The sequence below is a fragment of the Dietzia sp. Die43 genome (assembly GCF_024519835.1).
GTDB lineage: Bacteria > Actinomycetota > Actinomycetes > Mycobacteriales > Mycobacteriaceae > Dietzia > Dietzia kunjamensis.
Genome location: NZ_JALJRF010000017.1, coordinates 55,312 through 79,302, shown reverse-complemented (window position 1 = coordinate 79,302; position 23,991 = coordinate 55,312). Strand labels below are relative to the sequence as shown.

At 67.9% G+C, this 23,991-nt stretch carries 20 protein-coding genes; 13 read left to right on the top strand and 7 right to left on the bottom strand.

Annotated elements, in window-relative coordinates; all coding sequences use genetic code 11:
- Nucleotides 1-243 precede the first annotated feature (243 nt).
- A complete protein-coding gene (locus NR111_RS14645; protein ID WP_256821238.1) occupies nt 244-750 on the top strand; it encodes a zinc-binding dehydrogenase in 507 nt (168 codons plus the stop codon).
- 184 nt (nt 751-934) lie between these two features.
- Here NR111_RS14645 and cynS read toward each other — a convergent pair whose 3' ends face one another.
- Both cynS and NR111_RS14635 read right to left on the bottom strand, forming a co-directional pair.
- Complete coding sequence (gene cynS / locus NR111_RS14640; RefSeq protein WP_256821237.1) at nt 935-1,384, bottom strand: cyanase; 450 nt, start codon at nt 1,382-1,384, stop codon at nt 935-937.
- 66 nt (nt 1,385-1,450) lie between these two features.
- Complete coding sequence (locus NR111_RS14635) at nt 1,451-2,308, bottom strand: formate/nitrite transporter family protein (protein WP_256821236.1); 858 nt, start codon at nt 2,306-2,308, stop codon at nt 1,451-1,453.
- Nucleotides 2,309-2,631: 323 nt separating this feature from the next.
- Between NR111_RS14635 and NR111_RS14630 the strand changes: the two genes are divergently transcribed.
- From NR111_RS14630 to NR111_RS14595, 9 genes are all read left to right on the top strand, one after another.
- Entirely contained in the window at nt 2,632-3,345 is a 714-nt protein-coding gene (locus NR111_RS14630) for a RelA/SpoT domain-containing protein (RefSeq protein WP_256821235.1), read from the top strand.
- Nucleotides 3,346-3,354: 9 nt separating this feature from the next.
- On the top strand, nt 3,355-3,618 hold the full coding sequence (locus tag NR111_RS14625; RefSeq protein ID WP_256821234.1) for a hypothetical protein: 264 nt from the start codon (nt 3,355-3,357) through the stop codon (nt 3,616-3,618).
- A gap of 290 nt (nt 3,619-3,908) precedes the next feature.
- Entirely contained in the window at nt 3,909-4,877 is a 969-nt protein-coding gene (locus NR111_RS14620) for an NADP-dependent oxidoreductase (protein ID WP_256821233.1), read from the top strand.
- Between the two features lie 829 nt (nt 4,878-5,706).
- Complete coding sequence (locus NR111_RS14615; RefSeq protein ID WP_256821232.1) at nt 5,707-7,305, top strand: tetratricopeptide repeat protein; 1,599 nt, start codon at nt 5,707-5,709, stop codon at nt 7,303-7,305.
- Between the two features lie 5 nt (nt 7,306-7,310).
- Nucleotides 7,311-7,823 (top strand): SEFIR domain-containing protein, encoded by a 513-nt coding sequence (locus NR111_RS18830; RefSeq protein WP_374210737.1) that lies wholly within the window; start codon nt 7,311-7,313, stop codon nt 7,821-7,823.
- A 274-nt stretch (nt 7,824-8,097) separates the two neighbouring features.
- The gene (locus NR111_RS14610; protein ID WP_256821231.1) at nt 8,098-10,896 is read left to right on the top strand and encodes an ATP-dependent DNA ligase; all 2,799 of its coding nucleotides are present in this window, start codon (nt 8,098-8,100) and stop codon (nt 10,894-10,896) included.
- Between the two features lie 521 nt (nt 10,897-11,417).
- Nucleotides 11,418-12,077 (top strand): SipW-dependent-type signal peptide-containing protein, encoded by a 660-nt coding sequence (locus NR111_RS14605; RefSeq protein WP_256821230.1) that lies wholly within the window; start codon nt 11,418-11,420, stop codon nt 12,075-12,077.
- Nucleotides 12,078-12,180: 103 nt separating this feature from the next.
- Entirely contained in the window at nt 12,181-12,789 is a 609-nt protein-coding gene (locus tag NR111_RS14600; RefSeq protein ID WP_256821229.1) for a signal peptidase I, read from the top strand.
- Nucleotides 12,786-14,492 (top strand): hypothetical protein, encoded by a 1,707-nt coding sequence (locus tag NR111_RS14595; RefSeq protein WP_256821228.1) that lies wholly within the window; start codon nt 12,786-12,788, stop codon nt 14,490-14,492. The genes NR111_RS14600 and NR111_RS14595 overlap by 4 nt, the downstream gene beginning before the upstream one ends.
- A gap of 521 nt (nt 14,493-15,013) precedes the next feature.
- Here the strand turns inward: NR111_RS14595 and NR111_RS14590 are convergent.
- Nucleotides 15,014-15,547 (bottom strand): DUF6328 family protein, encoded by a 534-nt coding sequence (locus NR111_RS14590; protein ID WP_256821227.1) that lies wholly within the window; start codon nt 15,545-15,547, stop codon nt 15,014-15,016.
- Between the two features lie 196 nt (nt 15,548-15,743).
- Between NR111_RS14590 and NR111_RS14585 the strand changes: the two genes are divergently transcribed.
- On the top strand, nt 15,744-16,301 hold the full coding sequence (locus NR111_RS14585) for a hypothetical protein (protein ID WP_256821226.1): 558 nt from the start codon (nt 15,744-15,746) through the stop codon (nt 16,299-16,301).
- A gap of 410 nt (nt 16,302-16,711) precedes the next feature.
- Here the strand turns inward: NR111_RS14585 and NR111_RS14580 are convergent, their stop codons facing one another.
- Genes NR111_RS14580 through NR111_RS14570 form a run of 3 tightly spaced genes read right to left on the bottom strand, consistent with a single transcriptional unit; the run spans nt 16,712 to nt 20,503 of the window.
- Complete coding sequence (locus NR111_RS14580; RefSeq protein WP_256821225.1) at nt 16,712-17,149, bottom strand: hypothetical protein; 438 nt, start codon at nt 17,147-17,149, stop codon at nt 16,712-16,714.
- Nucleotides 17,142-18,719, bottom strand: coding sequence for a sodium:solute symporter (locus NR111_RS14575; protein WP_256821224.1), 1,578 nt, complete (start codon nt 18,717-18,719; stop codon nt 17,142-17,144). Before NR111_RS14575 ends, NR111_RS14580 begins: the two co-directional genes overlap by 8 nt.
- Nucleotides 18,716-20,503, bottom strand: a complete 1,788-nt coding sequence (locus NR111_RS14570) for an AMP-binding protein (RefSeq protein ID WP_256821223.1) — start codon at nt 20,501-20,503, stop codon at nt 18,716-18,718. Before NR111_RS14570 ends, NR111_RS14575 begins: the two co-directional genes overlap by 4 nt.
- 67 nt (nt 20,504-20,570) lie before the next feature.
- Here NR111_RS14570 and NR111_RS14565 point away from each other — a divergent pair, with 67 nt between their 5' ends.
- Together NR111_RS14565 and NR111_RS14560 are read left to right on the top strand one after the other, a co-directional pair.
- A complete protein-coding gene (locus tag NR111_RS14565) occupies nt 20,571-21,377 on the top strand; it encodes an enoyl-CoA hydratase/isomerase family protein (RefSeq protein WP_256821222.1) in 807 nt (268 codons plus the stop codon).
- Nucleotides 21,378-21,391: 14 nt separating this feature from the next.
- Complete coding sequence (locus NR111_RS14560) at nt 21,392-23,143, top strand: helix-turn-helix domain-containing protein (protein ID WP_256821221.1); 1,752 nt, start codon at nt 21,392-21,394, stop codon at nt 23,141-23,143.
- 113 nt (nt 23,144-23,256) lie between these two features.
- On the opposite strand, the gene NR111_RS14555 is transcribed toward NR111_RS14560, so the two are convergent.
- Nucleotides 23,257-23,961 (bottom strand): EcsC family protein, encoded by a 705-nt coding sequence (locus tag NR111_RS14555; protein WP_256821220.1) that lies wholly within the window; start codon nt 23,959-23,961, stop codon nt 23,257-23,259.
- Nucleotides 23,962-23,991: the final 30 nt, after the last annotated feature.

Genomic DNA, 23,991 nt, shown 5'->3' with positions numbered 1-23,991 from the left:
CCTGGCCACGTGTCCTCCCCCACCATCGCATAGCACTACACTTCGCAGGTCAGCGTGCGCCGCTGGGCTTCCCACAACGCCCGTCACCAGCCTCACGGCCCATCCGTCTGCGAGACTTTCCACCAGAAAGCAAGTCGCAGGGAGGTGAATCTCCCTGGATCTGTCGGAGGGTCGATCCAGTGAGGATTACTGGACCCCATGTCAGTACCACGGTAGTACGACGTCGAGAACCGAGAACGGGCCGTGCGTATATACCACGTGCTTCTGCAGGATTCGCTGTGCTCCAAGCTCTCGGACCGCAAGCAAGTCGCTACGGTGGTGGCCGACGCGTCCGACGCGTCCGAGGCGGACGAGGAGCTGGTCCGGTCGCTGGGCGCCGACCAGATCGTGCGGCGCGGCGACGGCGTGGCCGACCGGATCCTCGAGCTCTACCCCGACGGCGTCGACGGGCTCTTCGACGGCGCCGTGCAGGACGCCGCCGTGCTCCCCGCGGTGAAGACCGGCGGCGACGTCGCGACCGTGCGCTGGTACCAGGGCAATGGCCAGCGCGACCTGCGCGTCCACGCCGTGAGCGTGGCCGACATGGCCGAGGAGCAGGAGAAGCTCGACGAGCTGCGCCAGCTGGCGGAGGACGGCGTGGTGACCCTCCGGGTGGCCGACAGCTACTCCCCCGACGACGCCTGGCGCGCCCACGAGCGGCTCGAGGCCGGCGGCACACGCGGGCGGCTGGTCATCGACTTCACGAAGTGATCCGCGGTCGGCGGCCCTGCTGACACCCGCGGCGGCGGAGAGCTGACAAGAACCCCGGCCCCCGACCGGTGAGTCGAGGGCCGGGGCGCGTCACCGGGTGGCGGCACTCGGTCCCGGGTGGGTGAGGGTGTTGTCGTCGTCGTCCTCACTCCCCCCCACCGGGGCGCCACCGGCGGCTCGGCCGTCACCAGCGGTAGTCGAGGAACTTGCCGTCGAGGGTGATCACCACCCGGTCGCCGTCCGGGTCCGGGCGGCGACGGAAGTCCACCTGGAAGTTGATCGCGCTCATGATGCCGTCGCCGAACTCCTCGTGGATGAGCGCCTTGAGGGCAGGGCCGTACACCGAGAGCGCCTCGGAGAGCCGGTAGATGGTCGGGTCGGCCATGTCCTCGGCCGGCGTGCCGCGGCTGGGTTGCAGTGCCAGGCTCTCGGCCACGTCGTCGGCCAGGCCGAGCAGCTCGCATGTTCTGGCTGCTTGCTCCGTGGTCATGGGGTGCTGGCCGAGCAGCGCCGCCGTGGTCCACACCAGCGGGGCGCCCAGGTGGTCGGCCAGCTCCGCCCACGTGCGGCCCTGGCGGATGCGGGCGGAGTCGACGTATGCGGCGGCGTCGCGCTTGGACATGATCGGGGTCACGGGAGATTCCTCCTGGTGGGGTGTGTTTGCGGGGAGGGTGGGCCGGGTGGTCGGGCGCCGGATGGGTCAGGCCGGGGCGCCGGCGGGCTCCACGTCGGCCTGGGCGGGCTCGGCCTGCAGCGGACGGCGCGACCTGGTACGGGCGTGGGTGACGTAGAGGGTCAGCCCCACGAAGAGCAGGCCACCCACCAGGTTCCCGGCGACGGTGGGGATCTCGTTCCACACCAGGTAGTCGCCCAGCGAGAAGTCGCCGCCCAGCATGAGGCCGGTCGGGAACAGGAACATGTTGACCACGGAATGCTCGAAGCCCATGTAGAAGAACAGCATCACCGGCATCCACATGGTCAGGGCCTTGCCGCTCACGCTGGTCGACATCATCGCGGCCACCACGCCGGTGGAGACCATCCAGTTGCACAGCACGCCGCGGAAGAACAGCGAGAGCATCCCGGCGGCGCCGTACTCCTTGTAGCCCAGCGTCCGCGCCTCGCCGATCTCCCCGAGGCGTTGGCCCACCTCGTCCGGCGCCACGTTGAACCCATAGGTGGTGATGAACGCGATGAGAAACGCCACCGTCAGCGCGCCGGCGAAGTTACCCACAAAGACCAGGCCCCAGTTGCGGAGCATCCCGCCGACCGTCACGCCCCGGCGCTTGTCGAGCAGGGCCAGCGGCACCAGCGTGAACACGCCGGTCAGCAGGTCGAAGCCGAGCAGGTACAGCAGGATGAAGCCGACCGGGAAGAGCACCGCCCCGAGCAGCGCGCTACCCGTCTGCACGGTGACCGTCACGGCGAACGCCGCCGCCAACGCCAGGATCGCCCCGGCCATGAAGCCGCGGATCAGCGTGTCGCGGGTGGACATGTGGACCTTCTTGGCCCCGGCGTCGATCATCGCCCGGGTGAAGGCCTCTGGTTGAACGTAGGACACGTCGTCTCCTCCAGCTCTGCGGTAGCCGCGTTGGTGAACTGGACTGAGTCTGACTGTCCTTTGTGTCGTGGCCGTTTCGCCGCCGCAGCGGTCGGTAACCGTCGGCTCACGGGGAGGCGGGCGGGCGGTGAGGGGCTTACTTGCAGCTCACTCCGGGGGCCACCCGCCAGGTCAGCACCGCCGAGTGGTCACAACTGTTCATATTTCCCCAGGTGGGCTATCCCGAGAGCGCGCGTTTGCGACCACTCGACGAACGTAGCCACCGATTAGGGGCGCCACATCGCCCTGCCCACATTGTCGGAGCCGCCCCCTAGGATCGCGGCGTGGAGCTTCCCAGCAAAACTCGGATCAGGAAGAGTGGCGAACTGATCCGGTCTGCAAGGTTTGACCCCGACACCCCCCACGACATCACCCAGCTGGGGGAAGCCCTAGACGTCGTAAAACTTTTCCGGCGCGCTCACCAAGAGCCGATGGCGAAGGTTCGCAACGGCTTGACGTCGATGGTCAACACCCTCGGGTTCGAGCCCGTAATCACTCAGCGCCTCAAGCGATCCGAGCGGATCATCCGAAAGCTGCACCGCTCCGTGGGGTCTTCGCATGGCCGCACGACCCTCGACCGCCTGGAAGACATCGGCGGGGTCCGAGTCATCCTTCCGGACCAGGCGGCGGTCCAGCTGCTCGCCGATCGCATCAATCGACGCTGGAACGTTCACCGCGACCGCGACTACGTCAAGGAACCTCAGCCTACGGGATACTGGGCTCGACATATCGTCGTCATCCGTGATGCCCGATTCGTCGAGATCCAGCTTCGCACGCCCTGGGAGCAGTCCTGGGCAGACGCAGTTGAAGCGGCGGACAACCGGCTCGCACTGACTCTCAAGGACGGCATCGGACCCGAGTCGATGATCACCTACTTCGCGTTAGCGGCTAACCAGCTGCGTGCCCGCGAGTTGGGGCATACTGTGGATCGGGCTACCCTCGAAGCGTTTCGCGAAGCCCGCGAGCAGGTTGTCGCCGAGGGCTACTACAGGAAATAGGAGGTCGCGGTGGCGCAGTCGCTGATCCACTTCCTTCTTGTCTACAGCCTCGACGCTGGCAGGCTCCTCCGCCGAGAGGAGTTCACAAATCCCGAAGCTGCGGCGACCGCCTACGAGGCTGCCGAGGCTGAATTTCGGAGCAACGACGAAGCGGCTCGGTTCGAGGTCGTGCTGGTGGGCGCCGACAGTATCGAGACAGTCATGCGGACTCACGGGCACTACTTCGCGGACGCCGACGAAGCCATGTTCGCGGACCTCTTGGCCAGCCACTAACACCGTCGGAGCGTCGGGGCCCTGCATACGTGACTGGCCGCGCCGTTCTCGGAGATGAGAAGCGGCCACCGGGAAGGAACCCTCTGCCGCTACGGACCCACTCACCGGTTCCGCCCCACCGGGCGACCGCATGCGGTGGGAGGCGCTGAGCTCGTCGTCGTCGCCACCTCCCCAGGCCCATCGCGCGCGGCGGCACCGAACTGCCAGCGTGGTTACCCTGCGAGACAGAAGTCAATCGCGCCAACAATCCAGCGGATCGGCCCCCTCGCCGGCTGCGGGAAAGAGGAAGAATGACCGTCTCCACCGCCCCCGTCCGCGCCGTCGGAGTGACGACCTACGGGGGCCCCGACGCGCTGCAGGTCGTGGAGGTCCCGCGGCAGGAACTGGGCCCGACCGAGGTCCGCGTGCGCGTCACGGCCGCCACCGTCAACCCCACCGACACCTACACGCGCAACGGTTCGCGCTCCACGACCAAAACCCCGCGCGGCGCCGCCGACGTGCCCGGCATGGACATCGCGGGCGAGCTCGTCGAGATCGGCGAGGACGCCGACACCTCCCTCGCGGTGGGCGACCGGGTGATGGGGATTGTCGTGCCCCGCCACGAGCACGGCGCGTATCGCGAGGACGTCGTGCTGCCGGCGCGGTCGATCGTCGCTGTCCCGCGCGGGGTCGACGACATCGCCGCGTCCACCCTGCCGATGAACGGGCTCACCGCCCGGCGTGCCCTCGACCTCATGAATCTCGAGCCCGGCCAGGTGCTCGCCGTGACGGGCGCGGCCGGCTCGACCGGCGGGTACGTCATCCAGCTGGCCAAGCACGCCGGACTGCACGTGGTGGCCGACTCGTCCGAGGCCGACGAGGAGCTCGTGCGGTCCCTGGGCGCCGACCAGATCGTCCGGCGCGGCGACGGCGTCGCGGATCGGATTCTCGAGCTGTTCCCGGACGGGGTCGACGGCCTCTTCGACGGAGCCGTGCAGGACGCCGCCGTGCTCCCCGCCGTGAAGACCGGCGGTGACGTGGCGACCGTGCGGTGGTATCAGGGCGACGGCAAGCGCGACCTGCGGGTGCACGCCGTGAGCGTGGCCGAGATGGCCGAGGAGCAGGAGAAGCTCGACGAACTGCGGCAGCTGGCCGAGGACGGCGTGGTCACCCTCCGCGTGGCCGACAGCTACGCCCCCGCCGACGCGTGGCGCGCGCACGAGCGGCTCGAGGCCGGCGGGAGGCGTGGGCGGTTGGTTATCTGTTTCAGGCGGCGCTAGCGGGTGAATGGCGAAGACCGCGGCCGCAACCGCCAGGCGTGGCCCGCTATTGTTAGCCGTCGGGGAACCCAGCGTCCAGCGTGTTCACTTGGTTCCCGTCGGCACCCGGCCGGCAACGAACGTCCACCTTGACGCTGATGGTGCTCAGCCGTCGGCGAACTCTCCATGGATCATCGAATCGAGCGTCGGCCGGTGCACCGCCAGCGTCTCCGCAAACTGGTGAATCGTCGGTCAGCCGCCTACCCCGGCTTGGCTGCAGGGCCCAGCTCTCGGCGACATCCTCGCCTAGAAGAGCCGGCCTCGACCGCGCTGGCGCGCCTGACCATGGGTTCCTACCGTCGTTAACTTTGGACCCCAGAGACTTACCCAGCCCGGCCAAGCCTACTTCCCAATCGGTACGCATGTCGGATTTCCCACGCCAACTCACCTTCTTCAACGGCGAGCGGGAGTCGCCCAGAGAGGCCCCAGGAGGCTGATCAAGCCCGAAGTTGCAATAGCCCCAGCGGCTGCACCATCTGGGAAATCACCAGAGAGAATGGTCCAGTCTTGTCCGACTTCAGAACGAGGCGGGCTTGATCGTGGGATCGTTACATCAGCGTCACCACCAGAGCTCGCTGCGGCGATCTGCAGGCTGTGTCTCACTTTAGCTGCTTAAGGGTGCGCGCTAGATGACCGGTCGACGAATCGAGGCCCGAAAGACACGGAGCGGAAACTCCCGTTTCATGCGCGGTGAGTCACTCACGGAGCCTCATCGAGGCACGGCTGTGCCGCTTACTGCGCACCTTCTATCGAGCATCACCCCAAGAGGAACTAAAGGATTGGATTTCGGATGACAGGAGTTAGAGAGAATTTCTCCTATGACTTGTACATCAGCTTCCAGCCAGGCGATAGGAGTTTAGCGAAAGAACTTATTGATACACTGGAACAACGCGGCATCCGCGTGTTCAATCCTTTCGGATCGATACTGGCAAAACAGGGCGATAGCGATGAGTTCAGGAAACCTCTAGGTTCGTCTCGCTGCATTGTCATTCTCCTGTCAAGCGTAGCCGAACGCGGAGAGGACTTTGAGCGGGAAGTCTTGACCGCTCGAACTTTCGCCCTCTCACACGGCCGTCCCGTAATTCCGGTGTTACTACCCGGGGCCACCAAAGACGCGCTTCCAGAACTTCTTTCGTCGTTCGAATACTTGATCGTGAATTCATCGGCGAGCGTTAGATCCAATTTGGTGGATGAGATTTCGTCCGCCGTAGGGCGCCAAAAGAGCATAATGGAGGCAGAACCAACGCAAGGCCCGAATATAGACGAATTACGCATCCGCACAATCAATCTCGAACGCGTCGCCGGATTCGATCATCCGTCCACCCTAACCGCCCGGACAGAGCTAGCCACCGCCCTTGCAATCGCCGGGGACTACGCACAGGCAGTGGAGCTCCTGAGACTTACCGTCGAGACCGCCCTGCAGTCGTTAGGCCGCGACCACCCGTCTACCCTATCCGCCCGGACGAACTTAGCTACCACCCTTACGGAAGCCGGGCACTATGAGGAAGCCGCGGAGTTATCTATTCATACCGTCGGTAGCGCGGAACGATTGCTGGGTTATGACCACCCGTCCACCCTGCTGGCCAGAAGGAACCTAGCCACCATTCTTGTCGCTGCTGGCAAGTACGAAGAGGCCGTTACGCAATTTAGAATCACTGGCGAGATCGCACAAAGAGTGCTGGGTCATAACCATCCGACTACACTCGCGGCTTACTCGGACCTAGGTACGACCCTTGTCCGAGCGGAAGACTTCGAGGATGCCGTTCACACCCTTAGGCTCGCAGTCGATACCGCCACACAAGGTCTCGGCCCCGACCACCCCACTTCCCTTGAGTGTCAGAGTAGGCTAGTCAGCGCATACGCTGGTGCCGGCGACTACTACGCGGCAATTTCTGTCGGACAGGCCACCCTAGGAGCGATGGAGAGGGTGTTGGGTACCGAGCACCCTTCATCTCTTTCCGCCCGCGCAAATTTGGCGAATGCACTGGCAGCGGTCGGGTCGGATAGCGAAGCAATCGACTTGCTGCGCACTAATATTAGGCACATCAACCGCGTCGTCGGTGCCGACGCCACGTCGACACCTCCTACTCGGACTGACTTGGCAGAGGCGCTCGCGACCGCCGGTCGCTACGACGAGGTCCTAGCCCTTCTGCGTCTGACCGTCGAAAATGCCAAGAGATTGCTCGGACGAGATCATCCAGACACACTTTCTATGAGCGCGATTTCGGTATACGTGCAAGTTGCTGACCTGCGTGGCGACGCCGCTACAAACTATTTGCAGGCGGCAGCCCGAGAAAGCGACTCTTCGCTGGGTCCCCATTCTTTACTTCGTCGACTGGCCGGCCCCGAACGTGAACTCGGCGACAACATTAGGGACACCGGGGTCTGAGTAAGATGAAAAATCCTCGAGTATTTATCAGTTACGCCCATGAACTCGATATTCCAGACCATCGCAAAAAGGTTCTCCAGCTGGCTCAGGCACTACGCTTAAGCGGCGTCGATGCAACAATCGATCAGTTTGTGGAACACGATCCACCCCCGCACTGGCCCGGGTGGATGATCGACCAGATCAAAGAGGCCGACTTTGTACTCTGCGTCGCGTCTCCTCTCTACAAGGAAAGGGTCGACGGCAAGGGGCAACACACGGCCGGCCTCGGCGCACGCTGGGAAGGCCTTTTCATTACAGAGGAGCTCTATAATGACCTCAGCAGATCCACTAGGTTCATAGCGGTCGTTCTGGATGGGTATGAGCCCACAATCCCGCACGTACTTCGACCGTTAGGGTCGACCCATTATTATTGGCCGTCAAATGAGGAGGACCTTTACCGTCGAATCACGAAGCAACCCAGGGTCATACCCGCACAACTTGGACCCCTGATTCGGTTCGATCCGCCGCTGACAAGATAGAACTTTTCCGAAGCAGCCTCCTGCTTACGAGAATCGATTGCGATAACTCTGAAAATTGCGGTTGATCTCACATAATTCCTTGCAGCCTACACACCCCTGCGCTTAGGAGATTTGCGGCGGCACCGCCTTGTCAGTCATCGCACGAAATCGAAATGGGCCACCGACCCGAATCTCGACCGGCGGGGGCAACTTATCAGATGGGGATCAGTGATCGAGTGCGAAATTTCCGTCGATGCCGGTCGCGATTGTCCGGCGCGAGTGCCAGAGTGGTCCCATGGCGACTAAGGGGCAGAAGGAGTCGGTGAAGGTCGACGGGCGCACCGTGCGCTTCACCCATCCCGTCAAGGTGCTCTACGAGGCCACCGGCACCATCAAGGCCGACGTGCTGGAGTACTACACGGCCGTCGCGCCGCTGCTCATGACCTACGCCGGCAACCGGCCCGTCACCCGCAAGCGCTGGCCCGACGGCACCGAGGCCGACTCGTTCTTCGAGAAGAACCTGCCCTCCCACGCGCCCGACTGGGTGCCGCGCGTGTCGATCGAGCACTCCTCCCGCACGGTCACCTACCCCGTCCTCGACTCCCCCGCGATCCTGGCCTGGTTCGCCCAGCAGGCCGCCCTCGAGCTGCACGTGCCCCAGTGGACGCTCTCCGATGGCGAGCCGGGGAGGACGCGGCGGATCGTGATCGACCTCGACCCGGGTGAGGGCGTGGAACTGGATACGACGGCGAAGGTCGCCCTGCGCGTCCGAGACCTGCTGTCCGAGGCGGGACTCGAATCGTTCCCGGTCACCAGCGGCTCGAAGGGCATCCACCTCTACGCCCGGCTGGACAAGGCCGTCACCGCCGCCAGCGCCTCCAAGGTGGCCAAGGAGATCGCGCAGTCCCTGGCCAAGCAGACCCCGGACCTGGTCACCGCCACCATGAAGCGCTCGATCCGCGACGGCAAGGTGTTCGTCGACTGGAGCCAGAACAGCGGCGCCAAGACCACCGTCTCGCCCTACTCCCTGCGCGGGCGGGCCGAACCGTGGGTGGCCGCGCCCCGCTCGTGGGAGGAACTCGGCGACGGCGGGCTGACTCACCTGCACTGGGACGACGTTCTCAAGCGCCTGGACTCCGACGGCGACCTCCTCGCCGGCCTCGAAGCCACGGGCTCGGGAACGCGCTCGGGATCGGGGTCGCGGTCGGGGTCCACGAAATCCGGCAGCACGAAGAACAGCGGCGCCTCGAAGTCGTCCTCGTCCAAGGCTGCATCGAAGTCGACCAGCTCCACGTCCACCTCGTCCTCGTCGTCAAAGAAGTCCTCGTCGTCGTCAAGCTCCGCGAAGAGCGCCTCCTCGGACAGTTCGGATTCACGTGGAACCACGAAGTCCGGCGGGGGGAAGAAGTCCTCGTCGTCGTCGTCCGATGACGACGACCCCCACCGCGTCGCCGTTGAGGAGGGGTGCGACACCGAACCGACCTCGCCTGACGCGGTCGTGACCAGCCTCGACGAGTACCGGCGCAAGCGCGACCGCCGTCGCACGCCCGAACCGTTCGAGGGCGAGGTCGAGACCGACCGCGAGGACGCCGAGGGGCCGATCTTCGTCATCCAGGAGCACCACGCCCGGCGCCTGCACTACGACCTGCGACTCGAGCATCACGGGGTGCTGGCCTCCTGGGCCGTGCCCAAGAACCTGCCGACCGAGCCCAAGGACCGGCGCCTGGCCGTCAACACCGAGGACCACCCACTCGGCTACGAGACGTTCGAGGGCACCATCCCCAAGGGCGAGTACGGCGCCGGGCACATGACCATCTGGGACCGCGGCTGGTACGAATGCGAGAAATGGCGCGAGGACGAGATCATCGTGTGGCTTCACGGCGACAAGGTCTCCGGCCGGTACGTCCTGGTGCGCACGAGCGCAGAGAAGAACCAGTGGATCGTGCAGTTCATGAAGGACCAGTCGCCGGACTCCTTCTACGGCGGGCGCGACAACCCGAAGTCGTCGTACCCCGAGGGCGACAAGCGGGCGAAGGGGTCCGGCGCGAAGCGCTCTGGGGCGAAGAGCTCCGGGGCGAAGCGTTCCGGCGGGTCGGCCAAGGCCTCCGACTCCGGCTCGAACTCGGGCACCGACTCCGGCGTCCGTCCCGACACTCCCCCGCTGCCGATGATCCCCACCGCCGCCGAGGTCACAGCGCTGCCGGAGGACAAATGGGCCTTTGAGGGCAAGTGGGACGGCTACCGGGTGACGGTGGCGACCAGCGGGGCCGGCGGGCAGGCACGCCTGGTCAGCCGCAACGGCAACTCCATGGACTGGCTCTCCGACGGGTTCCCCGGGCTGGCCGACGCCCTGGAGCGGCCGGCGGTGATCGACGCCGAGCTCGTGGTGCTGGGCTCCGACGGCGTCCCGGACTTCGCCTCGCTCGCCAAGCAGGCAGCCGCCGAGGGCGGCGATTCCTCGCTGCCGCCGGTCGAGCTGTTCGTCTTTGACGTGCTGCAGGTCGACGGCGTGGATCTGCAGTCGCAGGCATGGGAGCGTCGTCGCGAAGTGCTGGAGCTGCTCACCCCGGCGCTGGAGGGCGTGGACCGGGTGCACGTTCCCGCCGTGCTCGACGGCCCCGGTGACCGCGCCCTGGCCGAGGCGGAGGAGTTCGGCTGGGAGGGCATCGTCGCCAAACGCCGGAACTCCCGGTACGAGTCGGGCCGGCGATCCAAGGCGTGGCTCAAGCAGAAGCTGCTCACCACCACCGAGGCCGTGGTCGGGGGCTGGAAGCCGGGCAAGGGCGGTCGCTCCGGCTCGCTCGGCTCCCTGCTGTTGGGCCTGCCCGCGGAGAAGGGCCTGACCTACATCGGCCGCGTGGGCACCGGGTTCTCCGAGAAGCAGGCCCGCGCCCTGCTCGACGAGCTCGGCCCCCTCGCGCGCAAGACCAGCCCGTTCGTCGAACAGTTGCCCGCCGACGCCCGCCGCGACGCCAACTGGGTCCTGCCCAAGCTCGTGGTGGAAGTCCGCCACCAGGGCTTCACAGACGACGGCCACATGCGTCAGTCCGCCTGGCGGGACATCCGCCGCGACAAGCTGCCCGGGGATCTGTAGGAGAGCCGCGGCAGATCTGCGGAGCAGTCAGCGTCTGCAGCTGCGGGTCCGCTCCCGCCACGGCAGAGCCAGCCGGTTCGGCGCACCGAGCGAGTGAATGGGTTGGCGGAGGCGGCCGGCCCTCGTCGTCGTCGTACCCCGCCCGGCCGGACCGGCGGCATGCGCGCCCACGCCCTCTGACCCCGGACCTCGGGAGCTGGCCGGTGGATGAGAACTCCCCGTGACCGGCTCACTGTAGCGCGGCGGACCACCTGGTGGGCGTCGCCAAGCTTCCCCTTCTGAACAACACGTCCAGGACAGTCGTCCAGACCGGTCTGTGCAGCATTCAGTCCACTTCGAACCTGAAGTAGACCTCATATGTCCTGGTACAGAGCGTTTATCAGCCGAACCGGCGGATTGTGACGTTACAGACAAATGTCAACTTTTAGTTTGCTACTCGCAGGTAGGTAAGCGATAATAAATGAGACGCATCAACAAGGTGTGTTGATGCCAGGCCCTCCCTCTCAGAAAGGCTCCCCCCGATGAGCACCGCGCCCCAGACCCCCCAGCCCGCCGCCAAGAACCAGAACCGCCGCAAGAAGGTCCGCGCCGTCATGGCCTCCGGTCTCGTGCTGGGCGTCGGCGCCGCCGTGACCCTGGCCGCCTGGTCGGACACCGTGTGGGGCGAGGGCACCTTCGGCACCCAGGACACGTCGTTCAACATCGACGGCTCGTTCGACAACGGAAGCAATTGGGCCGCTCACGTCGCGTCCGACGGCGAGGGCGCGAACGGCCCCGGCGCGATGACCTTCGCCCAGGGCGCCAACAAGCTCATCCCCAACACGCCCGTCTACCAACTGGTCGGTCTCCAGGAGACCGAGGGCAACCTCGGAGCCGACATCGTGCTCAGCCGCACCAACCAAGACACCTCGCCTCTGGCGCCGTATGTGAAGGTCGGCGTCGCCAACGTCGGATCGGGCGCGACCGCTCCAAAGTGCGACAGCTCCGTCACCTTCACCCAGACCGCCACCATCGGCGCGGCCCCCGCTGACATGCTGACGGCTGACATCGGCGCCGGCGAGTACCGCTGGGTCTGCTTCTCCGCCACCCTCACCGACGGCGCCCCCCTCGAGGTCGGCGACGAGCTCTCCGACGCGATCCTCTGGGAGTTCACCGCCACCTCCAAGGACCCCGTCGCGTAGTAACTCGTGACCGCGGTGGCGGGCGACAATCCCGCCGCCGCACCCATCTCGCCTTCTCCCTCCCCTCCCACTTTCGACTCCCAGCCCTCACCAGGAGAACGCCATGAGCACACCGACCGTGCAGACCCCCTCGGAAGGCCCGGCTTCGGCTGCCACCTCCCACCGGGCACCCCGCACACGGTCGGTGTGGTCGTACATCGGCGGCGGCATCGCCAATCTCCTGGCCGCGGGCGGAGTCGTGGCAGTGGGGCTCGTGATCGCCGCGGTCACCATGAACATCTCGCTGATCATGTTCAAGACCGGGTCGATGAGCCCCACCATCCCCACCGGAGCCGTGGCGGTGGTCAAGGAGATCTCCGCCGACGAGATCCGCGTGGGCGACGTCATCACGGTCGACCGCGGAGAGGGCAAGCTCCCGGTGACCCACCGGGTGGTGGAGGTGCACCCGCAGACGCCCGGCGAAGCGCTCGTGCAGATGAAGGGCGACGCCAACCCCAACATCGACCCCGGCATGTACCGGGTCGAGACGGTCCGCAAGGTCCTGTGGTCGGTGCCCGAGCTCGCGAACGTCATCGTCTGGTTCAGCAACCCGCTGGTGCTGGGCGGCATCACCGGACTGGCCGCGCTCGGAGTGCTGTGGGCATTCTGGCCCAAGGACGAGGACGAGGCTCCTGCGTCCGAGGCGCTGGATGTGGACGGAGAAGGTCGATGAGCGCCTCCACACTGAAGTCCCGCAAGCTCATCGCCCTACTGGGCGTCGTACTGATGGTGGCAGGGTTCGGCGTGGCACTCCGGAGCGTTCAGCCGACCGAGGCGTCCTGGACCGACCCTGTCTACGGCGAATCGCGGTTCGGGGTGGGCAACATCAACCAGGGCAACAGCTTCGCCCGTGCAGTCTCCACCTACGGCTTCATCGATCGGCTCACCCAGGACGATCAGATCGCACCAGTGACCGCCTTCGTGGAGACCCCGACTACCGCGAAGTCAGAGAAGGGTCCAGCGAGTCACAGCAGCGCGTCGTGGCTGTTCCCCTTCTACCTCTCTCTGGGCGCGACCGGGAAATCCTGCGCGACTCTGTCCGTGCGCACCGACTCCGGGTGCGCCAACGGAGACGCCGGCAAGATCGCACACGCTACCGCCAACTCTGTCTCCGAAACCACGTCACTGTCGCTCACCACGGCCGCATTCCTGGGATCCGACCTCGTGAGCTACCGATACAGCAGCCCGATTCGCGCAACCGCGACGTGCTCCGCCTCAGAGGGCAAGGCAGGGCTCAGCTGGGGTGGTCCGATCATGCTGGGAAGCGGGTCAAACCGAGTATCGGTCCCGATGCCCGCCGAGAACACCCAGGGCAAGCCGATCACCGGACCTGACGGTCAAACCGCCACCCTCCACCGGGTGCAGAAGGCGGGCGCGGGGTCCGCGCTGTCTCAACTGCGCATGAGGGTCGAGGCCAGCGGCTCGGGCATCCTCAATCAATGGACCCTCGACCTGATTCTCGCGCACGCCGAATGTGGCGTCGACCAGGCGACAACACCGACCCCCAGTGCCCCGAACCAAAGCAACTGGCCCCGCACGACTCAAACCGCCAGCCGGATGTCGACAGCCATGACCGAGGCGCCGACAGCGACCACGACCTCCGGCAACGCGACAGCGACGCAACCCACTGGGACTGCGGCCCCCTCGGCCAGCACGCCCGCGGCCACCACCACGACGAGCGCAACTCCGTCGCCGACGACCTCTACTCCCGCGACAACCACAGCTGCCGCGACGTCGACCACCTCGACGCAGGAGTCCTCCAAATCGAGCACGACCGTGCCCGGGCCCTCCGAGCCGACCAGCAGTGAGTCCTCCGTCCCGACCGGGGAAGCGAAGCCCGAGACCACCGAGCAGACCGCCATAGTCGAGGGACCGCAGGATCCCGAGTCGGTGCGCGTGGGGCGGGAGTTCGCAATCGTGAACCGCGACGGCGTCGAGCTGGGCACCGCGAAGGTCGAGGACATCGTGCGGACACCCGGCTGCGGAGTCGAGCTCACGCTGAGCATCACCACCTCCGCCGAAGCGGGCGCCGACAGGTGGGCGTCAATCGGCCCGGACGACTTCGCCGAGGTCCGCGCCGGCGGGTCCACCCGCGAGGCCACGACGCTCAACTCGGATTGCGAGCAGGCCGCCCGCTCGGCGACCACTCCCCTGTCGCCGGGGCGGGACTACGAGATCGTCATCGCCTTCCAACTCGACGACTCCGCGCAGCAGGCCATCCTCCGGCCCGGCGGCACCGCCGGGTGGATCTTCGACCTGCCGCCGCTGACCACCGTCGCCGTGACGACGAGCCCGTCGGCGGCCCCCACCACCGGAGAATCCCCCACCACGCCCACCGGCACCGAGCTGACGACCACCGACGTCGCCGAGGCGTAGGAACCGTCGCGCGGGAAGCGGCCCCGGCCACGGGGGATCGTGGTCGGGGCCGCTCGTGCCCGCCGGTTCCGCACACCGGGTGGGACGCTGGCGGTGGCTGGAGCTGACCTCGTCGTCGTCACAGTCTCTGACAGTCCCACCCGCGTGCGGAACCGGCGCGCTTCGCTAAATCGGAATGAGGCGGGGCGCCACCGAACCCGAACCCGGGAACCCGATCGAACCGCTCACAAACCGACGGATTTCCCAGAGCACCCGATCCCACCACCAGAACACCATTTCGGACATAGTCCTACCTCCTGCTCGGTGAGCCAGACGGCCTCCGGCCCGCTGGGTCAAGTGTGGACCGACACACTGGGAATCACCCCTGCGGTGGACTGAGAGTCAGGGAGGAGAATCCGAGGATCTCCTACTTCACCCGCTGCCTTTCAACGAAAAAATCGCCCATGCGTCCGGGCGGGCGAGCAGCCTTGCGGCGCGGCGCGGCGCGGAGTGGTACGGAGTGGAGTGGCGCGGCGTGGCGGTCAGTCCGCGACGTACGGATTCGACGCCGCATGGTGTCGGACGCGGGCGGGGACCACGAACAGCATGACCGCCACGAAGACGGCCATCACCGCCGCGGCAGCAAGACCCCACGCGGTCCCCAGCACCAGCGGGAACACCAGCGCCACCAGACCCACGAGAGCAACCGACAGGATCGCCAACCCGATACGCGCGAGCGTCGCCGACAACCGGAGCACCCGGTCCTTGCGGTGGGAGCGGAACACCGCGCGGTGGATCATCACCGGCGCCAGCAGGAGCACTGTCGACACCAGAGCGAGAGACAACACCGCCAGATAGAGAGCGCGAGCGCCGCCGCCGATCTCAGCGAAACGGTCCTGGAACGGCAACACCAGCAGGAAGCCCGTGAGCACCTGGCCGCCGGTCTGCACGATGCGCAGCTCCTGGAGCAGCTCGATCCAGTTGCGGTCGATGCGCTGGGCCTCGGTCTCGTTGCGTTCAGAGGTCTCGTGGTGCTCTGGGGCCCGTCGGGTCTCGTCGGCTCCGTCGATGTCCATGCCGGTCCTCCTCTCTCCTACGCATGTCCTCGATGATCGTCCGGTCCGCGCGGCAGCGCGCGGCTTCCCGTGCATCCGCGGCGCCCTGAACGGGGTCTGCAGGGCACCGCAGGTCAGCGCGGGTGCCGGTTGCCGGACGCCTCCACAGCGGCGCGGATCGGCGACCGCGGGCTCGTTTCTGCGGCAGCATGGGGTCATGGTCAAGCCGTCCAACACCACCGCCATCGCCTCCGCCACCGGCCGCCCGTGGGACGAGTGGGTCGACCTGCTCGAGAATGCGGGCGCGCGGGAGATGAACCACACCGCGATCGCGCGGCTGACGCTCGAGCACATGCCCGGGTCGGTGGAGCGGGCCGAGTGGTGGGCGCAGGGCACCGCGATCGCCTACGAGCAGCACGCCGGCCTGCGCGTTCCGGGGCAGTCCTGCGACGGCGACTTCCAGCTCTCCACCTCGCGGACGGTCGCCGGAGACAAGGACTCGGCGCTGAAGGCGTGGACCGAGCTCGTCGCCGGGCGTGAGGAGTTCGGCGGCATCCCGGTGGAGGGCGAGCCGTCGGTGACGCGGTCGGAGAAGTGGCGCTACTGGCGCGTCCCGCTGGCCGACGGCACGCGCGTGGCGATCAACTTCAGCGACAAGGCCGGCGGCAGCTCCGGTAGCAAGGCCAGCGTGGGGCTGGCGCACACCAAGCTCGACTCGGCCGAGGCGATCGACTACTGGCGGCCGGTGTGGAAGGAGCTGCTCGGGCGGCTGTGACGAGTGCCGCTGCTACAGGTCAGCGGTACGCCTCGTGAGGCCGAGTCGGCCTGGCTCGAGCTCAGTGTCATCGCCGTCGTCATCGGTCAGTAGGTCCACGAGTGTTGTGGGATCCTTCAGGCGAGCCTGGCCGATGATCTCTTGCTCTTCCGCCGCCATACCCACCTCCGATTCCGCACTCACGGTAACGCTCTGCGCCGCCGGGCGCGAGGTCGCGTTCACTCCCGTGGCCTGCCGACGCTACCGGTTCGGCCGGAGCGAGCGACTGCGTGCGGGGGCGGTGGCGGCCGTTGTCGTCGTCGTACTACCCCGATGGCTTCGCGCAGCCCACGGTGAGGTGCCCGCCCCCACACATGAACGCTCGCCCCGGCGAGTGCCGAGGCGAGCGTTCGTTTTGGGGGGCGGGGCGGTCAGCCTGCGGCGGCCGCCAACCGCTTCTCGTCGATGGTGCGGTCGAAGACGAACGCGTACAGCAGTCCCGCGCCGACGGCCGTGTAGGGCCAGACGAAGTAGACGATCACGCCCATCGCCATGGACAGGCCCCAGAGGGTGGAATCGCCGGCCTCGGAGAGCACCGACCACAGGACCAGCACGGCCAGGCCCGCGCAGTAGGCCACGATCGCCATCGAGGAGGCCTTGTCCCAGGTGCCGTTGGCGCGCAGTGAGCCGAGCAGCATGGTGGTCACGGCGAACAGCGGGACGGCGAGGAATACCATCTGCCAGACGTCGAGGAACATCCCGATCAGGGCGAAGGCGGCTACGCCGACGAACACGTGGATCAGGGTGCCGGCGCGCTTGTGCTCGGGCATGGGGACGCCGGCGCGGTCGAGTGCGGCGAGATCAGACATGGTCGGGCCTTTCGGTGGACGGGGCAGCCGAGCTGGAGGCGGCAGCCGAGCTGGAAGCGGGAGCAGCGGCGGTCGAGCCGGCGAGCGGACGGTCGGTGCCGGTGCCCGGGCCGCCGTAGAGGAACGCCAGGGTCGCGTCGGGGTGGCGGTTGGAGGTGACCAGCGAGACCACGTAGAACAGCAGGATCGACACGAGCAGCGAGATGCCGCCGACCTGCATGTACTCCGGCAGCGAGATGATGTCGCGGGCGGCCAGGGAGCTGATGATGAGGTTGCCGAGGATCGCGAAGACGACGGTCACGGTGGCGGCCGTCGCGGTGGCGCGCTCCCAGTAGATCGACATGACCACCGGGCCGACGATCGCCGCCGCGAACGCGGCCCAACCCAGCGCGCCGAGCAGGAACACCACCTGCGACAGGAACAGGGTGAGCAGCACCGAGAGCACGACCAGTGTCAGCGTGGCGATCCGGCTCCATAGCAGTTCACGGACCACGCGGACGCCGAACGCGGCGGGCAGGTCGCGCATCATCGACGAGGCGCCGATGGTGATGAAGCTGGACGCCGAGGACATGATCGCGGCGAGCAGGCCGGTGAGGGCGATGCCGCCGACGATCGGGTGCGTGACCGAGTCGAGGAACCAGATGGCGGTGTCGTCGATGTTCTCCAGCTCGGGAGCGTCGCCGGTGATGGTCATCGAGCGGGTGGCCAGGCCGATGCCCACCGAGAACAGGGTGGTCACCGCGTAGGCGATGCCAGCGACCGCGGCGCCCCACTTGAGCTGCGTCATGTCACGGAGCATGAGGAACTTGGTGAGCAGCTGCGGCTGACCCACGGCGCCGACGAAGATCAGCAGGCCAAAGGCGAAGATGTAGGTGGGCGACTTCACGCCCTCGATCGCGAGCATCTCCGCGCTGGTGGTGGAGATGGTGTCGAGCATGGGCACCCAGCCGCCGGCCATCTGGACGGCGAAGAAGAACAGTCCGACGGACATGACCACCATGAGCACGCCCTGGATGAGGTCGGTCCACACGGCCGCGAGCATGCCGCCGGCCATCGTGTACGCGGCCACGACGAGCGAGCCGATCCACGCGCTGGTGGAGACCGACGTGCCCAGCAGCAGGGAAATGATCACGCCGATCGCCGTGACCTGCGCAGTCATGTACGCGACCGAGGCGATGAACACCGCGACCGACATGGTGGCGTGCGAGGTGCGGTCCTGGAAGCGGATGCGGATGAGGTCGGGCACCGAGTAGACGCTGTGCTTCTTGCCGATCCAGTTCAGGCGGCTCCCGAGGAGGAACCAGGCGACGGCAAAGCCGAACGGCGCGAACAGCCCGACGGCGATGAGTGCCTGGAAGCCCCACGCGTACGTCTGCCCGGTGCCGCCGACCATGCCCCAGCCGGACTGGATGGACGAGAAGCTGGCGATGGCCATCACGAAGAAGCCCAGCGACTGGCCCGCCACGAGGAATTCCTTGGCCGACTTCATCTTGGTGTTGGCCCAGGCGCCGATGGCGAACATGAGCACGAAATAGACGATGACCACGCCTATCACTACGGGATTGTTCATTTCGTGTCCTCTGAGTGGGTGGCACGCAGGTGCGCGCGGCGGATCTTGCCGGTGTTGGTGGTGGGCAGTTCGTCGAGGAAGACGACCTCCCGCGGGTACTGGTAGAAGGCCAGCCGTTCCTTGACGAAGGCCTGGATCTCGGCGGCGAGGTCGGCGGTGTGCTCGGCGGTGCGGTCGACTCCCTCCGCGGGGACGACGTACGCGACGATCGCCTCTCCGCGCAGCTCATCGGGCACGCCGATCACGGCCACCATCTCGACGGACGGGTGGCGCAGGATCTGGTCCTCGATCTCGCCGGGGCCCACGCGGTAGCCGGCCGACGAGATGAGGTCGTCGTTGCGGCCGGAGAACCAGAAGTTCCCCTCGTCGTCGACCTTCGCGAGGTCCCCGGTGTGCAGGACGCCGTCGGCGGTCTTCTCCGCGGTCTTCTCGGGCGCGTTCCAGTAGCGCAGGAAGGCGTTCGGGCTGGGCAGTCGCACGCAGATCTCGCCGACCTCCCCCGCCGCGACCGGCTCGCCGGTCTCATCGAGCAGCACGAGGTCGAACCCGGGCGTGGGGCGGCCCATCGATCCGGGCGGGGTCGCGAACTCGGCGTGGCAGGTGCCCACGATGAGGTTGCACTCGGTCTGGCCGTAGATCTCGTTGACGCGCACGCCCAGTGCCTCGCGCGCCCACTCGGCCACTGCCTCGCCGAGCGCCTCACCGCCGGAGAACGCGGCCCGCAGTCCGGTGCGCGAGTAGTCAACGTCGGACGCGCGCATCATCTTGAGGATGGTTGGCGGCAGGAACGAGCAGGTCACGCCGTGCCGCCGCAGGATGTGCTCGACGGCCTCGGGGCTGGGCCGCCGGGTCGACGCGACCACGGGCACCCCGCTGTAGAGGCTGGGCAGCAGCACGTCGAGCAGCCCGCCGGCCCACGCCCAGTCGGCGGGGGTCCAGAACACGTCAGTGCTCTCCCCCGCCGCTCCGCCCGGGAACCCGTCGAGCGCGCGGACCACGCCGGGCATGTGGCCCAGTACGACCCGGTGCCCGTGCAGCGCGCCCTTGGGCTGGCCGGTGGTCCCGGAGGTGTAGATGAGGAGCGCGGGGTCGTCGGGTCCGGTGTCCGCGACGACGACGGCAACGTCGGCCTCCTCCGCCACCGCGAGCGGCAGCACGGTGAGCGCGCCGGCCCCTGCAGCGCCGGCAGCAACGCCGGCTCCATCGGCGGCCGCCGCAGCGGACTCGTCGATCGCCGGCGCCGTACCGGCCGCGTGCATCGCCCCGGCGACCGGCGACGTCGCGTCCGGCACCGCATCGCCGGTTACGAGCACGGTGTGCAGCTCGGGCAGCTCGGCGAGTTCGTCGGCCAGGCGGGCGTAGCAGTCGGCGTCGAACACGGCCGCGACCGCTCCGGAGTCGCCCATGCGGAACAGCGCCGCCTCGGGACCGAACTTCACCGACAGCGGCACCGCGATCGCGCCCATGAGGTACGCGGCCATGTGCGCGACGGCGGTCTCGGCGGACTGCGCGCACATCACGGCGACGCGATCGCCCTCGCCGACTCCGCGCTCCCGCAAGAACGTGATGAGCCGGCGGGCGCGCTCACCGAGTTCACCGAACGTGGTGATCTCCGGTGGGTCGTCCCCGCGGTCCACCACGATCGCGGGTGCGTCCTGGGGATGTGCGTCCATGCACGCGGCGCCGATGTTGAATCGGTCCGGGATCTCCCAGTGAAAGCCCTCGGGCCGCAGTGGCGGACTCCACGGGCGCCGCTCTGTGATCTCGTTCACGTCGTCTGGCATGCCCTGAACCGTAGGAGTGGTGTGGACCACATACAATGGAGATTCCCCCTAGCTTCGGAGTGTGCCCATGTCTGAATCTCCATCCACCCCGTCCACCTACGAGTTCCTCACCCTCGAGGTCACCGACGGCATCGCGCTGGTCACCCTGGGCCGGCCGCCGGTCAACGCCCTGTCCCGCGCAATGCAGGAGGAACTCCGCGCGGTGGCCGGCGAAGTCTCCGGCCGCGACGACGTCGACGCCGTGGTGTTCACCGGCAGCGAGCGCGTCTTCGCCGCCGGTGCCGACATCAAGGAGATGCGGAACATGCCGTATGCCCGGATGGTCGCCGAGGCCCGCGAGCTGCAGTCCGCGTTCACGGCCGTCGCCGCGATCCCCCAGCCCACCGTCGCCGCCATCACCGGCGCGGCCCTGGGCGGTGGCATGGAACTGGCCCTGTGCTGCGACCGGCGCATCGCCGAGGACAAGGCCAAGCTCGGCCAGCCCGAGATCCTGCTCGGCATCATCCCCGGCGCCGGCGGCACGCAGCGCCTCACCCGGCTCGTCGGCCCGGCCGTGGCCAAGGACCTGTGCCTGACCGGCCGCACGCTCACCGCCGCCGAGGCCCTCGAGCTGCGCGCGGTCGAGGAGGTCGTGCCGGACGGGCAGGCCACCGCCCGCGCCCTCGAGTGGGCCCGGCAGTTCGTCGGCGGACCCCGCATCGCGCTGCGAGCCCTCAAGGAGGCCGTCGACCGCGGTATCGAGGTGGACCTCGACACCGGCCTGGCCATCGAGCGCGCCCTGTTCGCCGGACTCTTTGCCACCGAGGACCGCGAGATCGGCATGCAGTCGTTCATGGACTCGGGCCCCGGCAAGGCGCAGTTCACCGGCCGCTGAACCCCCCTCGAGCCATGGCCGTCGACCTCGCTCTCGGGCTGCGCGACATCCTCGACGCCTCCGCCGAGCTCGCCTCGGCGGAGGACGAGGACGCCGTGCTGCACATCGCCATCCGCCGGGCCCGCCAACTCGTGGGCACCGACCTGGCGTACGTCATGCTGCTCGACCCCGAACGAGGCGACACCTACATGCGGATGGCCGAGGGCGCCACCAGTCCCCGGTTCGACACCATCCGCCTGGGCATGGGCCTCGGCCTGGGCGGGCAGGTCGCCGAGGCCATGGCACCCCGCTGGACCCGCAACTACCTGGCCGACGAGCAGTACACCCACGTCATCGACCCGATCATCCGCGACGAGGGCGTCAAGGCGATCCTCGGCGTCCCCGTGCGCACCCACGGCCGGCTCACCGGGACACTGTTCACCTCCGACCGGCGCGAACGCGCCTTCTCCCAGGACGAGATCACCCTCGTCGCCCTGCTGGCCGACCAGGTCTCCGCCGCCCTCACCGCCGCCGAGCGCGCCTCCCGCCGCCAACGCGATCTCGACTCCACCCGCGACGCCCTCGACATCGCCCACGCCGAGACCGCGCGCCTGTCCGCCACCGTCGACCTGCACGAACGGCTCACCCGGCTGGTCATCGCCGGCACCACCGTCCCCGAGATCGTCGACCTCGTGGTGGACCTCGAGGGCGGCACCGCCGTCGTGTTCGACCTCGCCCACCGCGAGATCGGCTCTGCCCGCTCCCCCGAGGGACCGCCCGCCGACCTGCTGCGGCAGGTGTTGGCCGAGGTCGGCACGGATTCCGAGCGATCGACCAGTGCGGTCACCCGGTCTGTGGACGGCCACCTCGTCGTCGTCACCCCTGTCGTCACCGGACCCGACCACCTCGGGTACATCACGTTCGCCAGCCGCGGCTCCGTGCCCGCCATCCGGCCCGTCCTGGCGCGCGTGAGCTCGGTGATCGCGCTGATCCTGCTGGGGCACCGCGCGCGCGACGAGGCCGACAACCGCGTCCGCGGCGAGCTACTGGCCGAGGTCCTGGCGCCCGGCGAGCACGACCTCGACGCCATCGCCCGGCGAGCCGCCCTGCTCGGGGTGGACGTGGACGCCGACCTCGTGGCGCTGGTGATCACGCCCGCCGAGGCCCGGATGACGCGGGCGCTGGAAACCGAGTGCCGCTCCCTCGCCCGCGCCGACGACGGGCTGGTCACCACCTACGGCGACCGCGGCGTGATGCTGCTCCCCGGCACCGACGCCGGTGCCACCGCCCGCGACGTCGCCGCCCGACTGGCCGCGCACCGGGCGACCGTCGGCGCGTCCGGGCCCATCGCCGGGTTGGCCGGGCTTGCCGTGGTGGCCGGGGCCGGTGGGCTGGGCGACCACGTCGAGCGGGCCGGACGCGCCGCGCGACTGCTCATCGCGCTCGACCGGGCCGGCGACGGCGCCGCCACCGACGAGCTGGGACTGTACGGGCTGCTGTTTAGCGAAGTCGACCGCGAGACCGTCACGCAGCTCATCGAGCGCAACCTCGGCCCGGTGCGCGACTTCGACCGCACCCGCGGCACCGCGCTACTCGAGACGCTCGAGGCGTGGTTCGGCGCCGACGGCAGCCCCTCCGCCACCGCCGAGCGGCTGTTCGTGCACGTCAACACGGTGTACCAGCGGCTCGACCGGCTGGACCAGGTGCTGGGCACCGGCTGGCGACGCGGCGACCGCGCGCTGGAGCTGCGGCTGGCGCTGCGGTTGGCGGAGTTGCGGGGGGCGTGAGGTGCGGGGGCCCGACCCAGACCTGGGGTGCCCTGAACGGGCCCTGCAGGGCACCGCAGGTCAGCGGTCGTTTCGACGCAACGCGGCAGGGGGCCGGCTGTCAGACGACACGCTCAGACGACGGTGCCCGGCACGACCACCGGCTCGACTGCCGGGAAGTTGCTCTTCGCGTAGCCGGCGATCGATCGGATGCCCGCGATGTTGATTGTCCCGCCCACGGCTGCGCCCGCCACGGGCACGACCTTGACCAGGTTGATGGAACCCGTGGTGCCGAACTTGGTGACCAGACGGAAGCCCACCGCCTTGTTGATCTTGGTCAGGACGGTGCCCGGCACCCTCTTCAGGGCCGCGACGGCCGTCTTGGTGCCGATCTCGACGCCGGCCTTGGACATCGCCTCCACACCGGCGGATCCGATCAGCGACACCGCGATGACACTGCGGACCTCCTCGCTGTGTACGTCATAGCCACGCAGATGCGCAACCGCCGCGATCATGCGGGTGGCTCGCGTGTAGAAGACGGTGACATCCGTGGGAATGGCCACCGCCATCGTGGCCAGACCACCGAGTCCGGACACGAACCCCGACGCGCCCACGACCCTGGTGTGCGTGGCGATGATCCGCTTGATCGCCTTCTCGGCGTCGCCACCGGAGTGCTTGAGCGCCTCGTCGGCGATGGTCTCCGCACCCTTGACTGGCCCGAAGCCGTTCACTCCCGAATCCAGGATGAAGTTGATGGTCGACGTGGCCGCCGATTCCATATCGCCTTCGGAGATCGACTTGGTGATCTCCTTGACACGCTTGGGTTGGGCAATCGCCATGAGGGGGCGCCTTTCGCACAGGCCTGAGGG

Coding starts and splice junctions, on each gene's coding strand:
- NR111_RS14580 (WP_256821225.1), bottom strand. CDS start 17,149: ATGTCTGATCTCGCCGCACTCGACCGCGCCGGCGTCCCCATGCCCGAG.
- NR111_RS14560 (WP_256821221.1), top strand. CDS start 21,392: ATGGCCGTCGACCTCGCTCTCGGGCTGCGCGACATCCTCGACGCCTCC.
- NR111_RS14605 (WP_256821230.1), top strand. CDS start 11,418: ATGAGCACCGCGCCCCAGACCCCCCAGCCCGCCGCCAAGAACCAGAAC.
- NR111_RS14570 (WP_256821223.1), bottom strand. CDS start 20,503: ATGCCAGACGACGTGAACGAGATCACAGAGCGGCGCCCGTGGAGTCCG.
- NR111_RS14590 (WP_256821227.1), bottom strand. CDS start 15,547: ATGGACATCGACGGAGCCGACGAGACCCGACGGGCCCCAGAGCACCAC.
- NR111_RS14585 (WP_256821226.1), top strand. CDS start 15,744: ATGGTCAAGCCGTCCAACACCACCGCCATCGCCTCCGCCACCGGCCGC.
- NR111_RS14575 (WP_256821224.1), bottom strand. CDS start 18,719: ATGAACAATCCCGTAGTGATAGGCGTGGTCATCGTCTATTTCGTGCTC.
- NR111_RS14610 (WP_256821231.1), top strand. CDS start 8,098: ATGGCGACTAAGGGGCAGAAGGAGTCGGTGAAGGTCGACGGGCGCACC.
- NR111_RS14555 (WP_256821220.1), bottom strand. CDS start 23,961: ATGGCGATTGCCCAACCCAAGCGTGTCAAGGAGATCACCAAGTCGATC.
- NR111_RS14600 (WP_256821229.1), top strand. CDS start 12,181: ATGAGCACACCGACCGTGCAGACCCCCTCGGAAGGCCCGGCTTCGGCT.
- NR111_RS14565 (WP_256821222.1), top strand. CDS start 20,571: ATGTCTGAATCTCCATCCACCCCGTCCACCTACGAGTTCCTCACCCTC.
- NR111_RS14615 (WP_256821232.1), top strand. CDS start 5,707: ATGACAGGAGTTAGAGAGAATTTCTCCTATGACTTGTACATCAGCTTC.
- NR111_RS18830 (WP_374210737.1), top strand. CDS start 7,311: ATGAAAAATCCTCGAGTATTTATCAGTTACGCCCATGAACTCGATATT.
- NR111_RS14595 (WP_256821228.1), top strand. CDS start 12,786: ATGAGCGCCTCCACACTGAAGTCCCGCAAGCTCATCGCCCTACTGGGC.
- NR111_RS14620 (WP_256821233.1), top strand. CDS start 3,909: ATGACCGTCTCCACCGCCCCCGTCCGCGCCGTCGGAGTGACGACCTAC.